The following is a 5,046-nucleotide window of genomic DNA, read 5'->3' on the forward strand; positions in this document are numbered from 1 at the left end:
GTACGGATTAGTATTTATTATTTTTTTAAGTATAGCTCATGGGGTTATCAAAGGAGGATATATGTCGGATAAAAACAGAACGGAATTGAATAAAATACGTTTAGAACATCCTGAGATAAAAAATGAATCAAGATCTGCTATAATTCCGCCACTCCCCACAAATACTTGGTATGGGGAATCTGTATCTATCTTCTATGGTTTTATGGTAGTTAATTTTCCCATTAATTCAATTTTTTCCCGTTCACCTCAAATAGTAATCTTTTCACTATGGCAATTAATGTTATTTATATATTTATCAATACGATTTAAAAATAGTTTAAAATATAACAAAAAAAACAATATTAATTGGGCGTTTTATATCACATTTACTTTTTTTATCGTTCAGGGATTATTTGAACCTGACTTGGGTTCATCTATAAGACATAAGGCAGGCATATTCCCTCTAATTTATTTTATTTTATTTTATGATGCTAATAAATCAAAAACTTGAAAAGATAAATTTTATTTTGTTAATATTAATTTTAAGTACGATTATATTTAGACCGATTTGTACATTTCTGATAATATTATATATCGTTTTTCAAATTTATATTTTTATCAAATTGAAATTTAAAATTAAATTTCATTGGTTGACTCTCTTAATTTCGATTCCATTTCTAATAGAAGTATTAATGTTTTGGAATAATGATTATGTATATTATGGATTTAAGTCATTAGAAAAAAAAATTATATATTTATTTGTACCTTTTTTTATACTTTCTTCTCCATTTAAGATTGACGTTTTTAAAATAATCAATTATTGGACAAAAATAATGTGTATAACTCTGATTTGTTTTTTAATTAACTATATAATCTTTTTTAATAAAAATATTGAAAATTATTTAAATGGGATAGATGTATGGGATATGGGATATAGTTTTTCAAGAAGTATATATCATAATCATGCACCTGCACTCAATTTAATTGTTTCATTTTGTTCAATTTGCTCGCTATATGTTTTTTTTAATAATGTAAAAAAGAAAAAAAATCAAAAATTTTTTGATTGTCTTGTATATATAATTTTAATAAATTTTGTCTTCTTAATAAATACAAGAATGGCAGTTTTTTGTTCAATATTGGGTTCATTATTTATTACTATTTATAAGTATAAATTCAGTTTTACAGCTAAAAGAATATTTTTTATTACAACATTAATATCAATTTTTGTGGTATTATTTATAAATTTTTTTCCATATATAATACAAAAATACACAACTGTTTCTTTTAGAAATTTAGATAAGATTGGGAGACTTGATGATTTTGAAAATCCAGAAGGTGAAATTTATAATTCTTTAGTAACAAGATTAAGTATTTGGAGGTCGGCTATTAATCTATCAAAAAGGAATTTATGCGTTGGAGTGGGAGCATCGGATGGAAAAAGAAAATTATTTGAATATTACTATGAAACCGATCAAATGTTTTTGTTTAAATACAAATTTCCTGTTCATAATCAATATTTAGATTATTTGGTGAAATTTGGAATAATTGGATTAATATTGCTGATTTTGTATATGATCATACCATTTTACATAGGATGTAAAATACATAATTCTTTGATAATTTATTATTCTTTATCCTTTATAGTGTCTAATATGACCGATGATTTCTTAATACGTTTCGATGGGACGGTATATAGTTGTATATTTATTAGTCTTTTCGGATATCTTTATGTAAGCAATCAAGATAAATATTTAATAAAGAGATGAAATTTTTATTTAAATCAAAATATTCCATACATCTTTCCATTCCTGCTTTTCCCATCTTTTTGCAGATTTTTAGATCTTTTAAAATATTTATATATTTTTGGGCATCATTTTCATTAGTAAATAGGAATCCGGTTTTCTCGTGAGTAACAACATCCTTATTTCCAAATGTATTTGTTGCTAGGACAGGTTTTTGAAATATCATTGCTTCTAAAGGAGCAATTGGTAATCCCTCTCGTAATGAAGTTTGAATATAAATGTCCAATTTATTTAAATGTTCAAATATTTTTTCTCTATTTAGCCAGCCGGTTACATGAATATTTGGTGCATTTAGTATTTCTTTCGAGTCACCATCACCGATCCATAAGAAATCAAGATCAGGATTATTTAATGCAATTTTATTAAATAGATCAGGATTTTTGACATGGGCTATTCTTCCAATTGTACCTATGACTATACGGTTATTACATAATTTTTCTGACTTGTGTTTATTTAATATATAGGGGACATTTATCCCATTTCTCACCAATAAGGCTTTTCCTAATTCTTTTGCTAAATCATATTCACTATCTCCACAAGCAATTGTAGTACCTCCCAGGAACTTGGTTGTATATTTTTCTATATAATAAAAAAGATTATTTTTGGTAGACATAATATCTTTTCTTAAAAAAGAGTATCCATGTGGAGTATAAAAAACTTTTGCTTTCCTATAAAATAGAGAGGCAAATTTTCCTAAAACACCTGCTTTAGATGAATGTAGATGTATGATATCAGGTTGTAAAGAATAGTATATTTTTATTATGTCATAAAGACTTTTAAAATCCCTTAACGAAATTTCTTTATTTATATCCACTTCAATTAATGAAACTCCATTAGATAATTCTTTTTTTAAATTTAAATTAGAAACTTCGGGGCGTTTATTACAATATGCAACTGTCGTATCAAATAAAGTATTATGCTTTCTAAAAAAAAATGTTAAGTCTTTTATATAAGTAAATACACCTCCTCCAAGAGATTCGACTACATGTAAAACTTTGATCTTTTGCATTATTTAAGAGTTTATAAATTTTTTAATGTTTAATATAAAAAAAAAATGATCTAACTATATAAATATATGAAATAATTAAATATAAATAATCTTATTCCGAAATGCTCTTTTATATTTACATCTTTTTAATGTTATTATTTATTTATTTATAACTATTATTATTAATTCTAATCTATAAAAAAATAAAATTTAATTTTAATATTATTTAAATAATTAGCATATAATAATTATATAATTTGAAACAGAAAAATAAAAAATATTTATATGTATAAAAATAACTAATTTTATAAAATTAAATATTTATATAAATTCATCATAATAAATTTTTATTTGAAGTAAAGTGTAATTGTATATGAGGTATGTTAGGTATTTAAAGAATAGTTTTCTTCTTCATCTCTTATTAGATTTGATTTTTATAATTATTTTATTCTTTTGTTTTTTAGCTATTCAATATAATGATTTAGGTATTTATGGGATTTCATTAAATAATCTATTATTAGCTCATTATAAAGCATTAATATTATTTTTAATGAGCTGGTATTTTATTTCATTAAAAACTGGTTTATATGCTGTAGATAGAGTTACGAGTTTTATAGCAATTATTAAAATTACATTACACCAAATTATTTTATTTAGTATCATAATTTTTGCTGTGTCGGGTTTAAAAAAAGATGATTTATATTCAAATAGAATTACAATATGTTTTTTATTATTACTATTTACATTTACATGTGGTGCTCGAGCTTTACTTTTTTTATTATTAAAAATATATAGAAGGCTAGGAGGTAATTATAGAAAAGTAATTTTTGTAGATGAAAATAAAAATACACGTTCTTTTATTAAATTATTATCTAAAAGAAAGGATTATGGTTTTATGAATTGTGGATGTTTTTTCTCAAATATTCAAGACAATGAACAAAAAAAAGTCTACAAATTCGATTTGATAAGACTAAAATATTTTATATTAGAAGAAGGAGTTCAAATAGTATTTTTTTCTCTAAATGGAAAATTATCTCTTGAAATTCATGATAGCCTTGTAGTATTAGCCCAAAAGTTGCATATTGAAATAAGATTTATTCCTAGCGCAGCATATGGTTCTTTTTATGGTTTAAAATTGGAGTATTATGATACTTTTCCAATACTTTTATTTAAAAAATTTCCACTTGATGATATTTGGAATCAAATTTTAAAAAGAAGTTTCGATATAATTTTTTCCAGTTTTATAATCATTTTTATTTTAAGTTGGCTGTTTCCGCTCATTGGATTAGCTATTTTATTAGATTCAGGAAAACCAGTTCTATATCTTCAAAAAAGAGTTGGATTTGGGGGACAAATATTTAACTGTTATAAATTCAGAACCATGATTGATAGTTCTGATAATGATGTTAAAGCAACTGTTAAAGGAGATTCGAGAATTACAAAATTAGGAAGTATATTACGTAAATCCAGTTTAGATGAAATGCCTCAATTTTTTAACGTTTTAAAAGGTAATATGTCGGTTGTTGGGCCACGACCGCACATGGTCGTTCAAGATAACTATTACAATGATTTATTATTAAAATATAGCCTAAGGCATTATGTTAAGCCGGGAATTACCGGTTTGGCTCAAGTAAAAGGTTTTAGAGGAGAAATTAATTCTAGAGAAGATATGCAGAAACGAATCATAGCAGATGTGTATTATGTCAGGAAATGGTCTTTTTTATTAGATATGATAATTATTGCAGGAACTGTTTTTAAAACGATAAGTGGAGATAAAAACGCTATATAAAATTATCTTATAATAAAATAAGATATAAAATATAGCTTTTAACAAATTAAATATTTATATTTGTTATAATTGAAATTAATAAGGGAAATATCAATAATATTTGCTACATTATTAATTGTAGTGCATGCCTTTGTGCCGCATCAGCATAAGGTTGAGTTTGAATTTACGCTTCATAACTGTATTTTTGTTGATTCAGAAGAAAATCAATCTTCAAATATATTTAATCAGCTTGAGGATCTTATTAAACACATCGATCTAGGGGAAAATAATTTGGATGAATTCAAATTATCCACTACAGACTATGAAATTTTTCAAAAACTCATTTTTATAAATCCCGATTTTTTTTTAAACGTTAACTTTTGTTTAAAAAATCCGGAAAAAAAACATGTAAAACATTATTATACCTTTTCAAATACTTCAACTGAAAATCAGTTAGAAAATCCTTTAAGGGCTCCTCCTTTTACATTTATTTAAAAATTTCATAATTA

4 protein-coding genes and 1 pseudogene are annotated in these 5,046 nt (G+C 24.2%); 4 read left to right on the forward strand and 1 reads right to left on the reverse strand.

Annotation, left to right across the window (positions count from 1 at the left end):
• Positions 1–490: pseudogene (locus M3Z80_RS09130) on the forward strand (hypothetical protein); the annotation flags it as partial.
• A 415-nt stretch (positions 491–905) separates the two neighbouring features.
• Entirely contained in the window at positions 906–1,745 is an 840-nt protein-coding gene (locus tag M3Z80_RS09135) for an O-antigen ligase family protein (protein WP_293919309.1), read from the forward strand.
• Here the strand turns inward: M3Z80_RS09135 and M3Z80_RS09140 are convergent.
• The gene (locus M3Z80_RS09140) at positions 1,687–2,790 is read right to left on the reverse strand and encodes a glycosyltransferase (RefSeq protein ID WP_293919306.1); all 1,104 of its coding nucleotides are present in this window, start codon (positions 2,788–2,790) and stop codon (positions 1,687–1,689) included. The genes M3Z80_RS09135 and M3Z80_RS09140 overlap by 59 nt on opposite strands.
• 352 nt (positions 2,791–3,142) lie before the next feature.
• Here M3Z80_RS09140 and M3Z80_RS09145 point away from each other — a divergent pair, with 352 nt between their 5' ends.
• Together M3Z80_RS09145 and M3Z80_RS09150 are read left to right on the forward strand one after the other, a co-directional pair.
• Positions 3,143–4,558: an exopolysaccharide biosynthesis polyprenyl glycosylphosphotransferase gene (locus M3Z80_RS09145; protein WP_293919307.1), complete on the forward strand. Its 1,416-nt coding sequence runs from the start codon at positions 3,143–3,145 to the stop codon at positions 4,556–4,558.
• A 69-nt stretch (positions 4,559–4,627) separates the two neighbouring features.
• The gene (locus M3Z80_RS09150; protein WP_293919308.1) at positions 4,628–5,032 is read left to right on the forward strand and encodes a hypothetical protein; all 405 of its coding nucleotides are present in this window, start codon (positions 4,628–4,630) and stop codon (positions 5,030–5,032) included.
• Positions 5,033–5,046: the final 14 nt, after the last annotated feature.

This window comes from Apibacter sp. (assembly GCF_025291155.1).
Lineage (GTDB): Bacteria > Bacteroidota > Bacteroidia > Flavobacteriales > Weeksellaceae > Apibacter.

What these genes read in the sequence shown, in the direction of transcription:
- M3Z80_RS09135 (WP_293919309.1), top strand. Translation starts at nt 906, where the DNA reads ATGGGATATAGTTTTTCAAGAAGTATATATCATAATCATGCACCTGCA.
- M3Z80_RS09145 (WP_293919307.1), top strand. Translation starts at nt 3,143, where the DNA reads ATGAGGTATGTTAGGTATTTAAAGAATAGTTTTCTTCTTCATCTCTTA.
- M3Z80_RS09140 (WP_293919306.1), bottom strand. Translation starts at nt 2,790, where the DNA reads ATGCAAAAGATCAAAGTTTTACATGTAGTCGAATCTCTTGGAGGAGGT.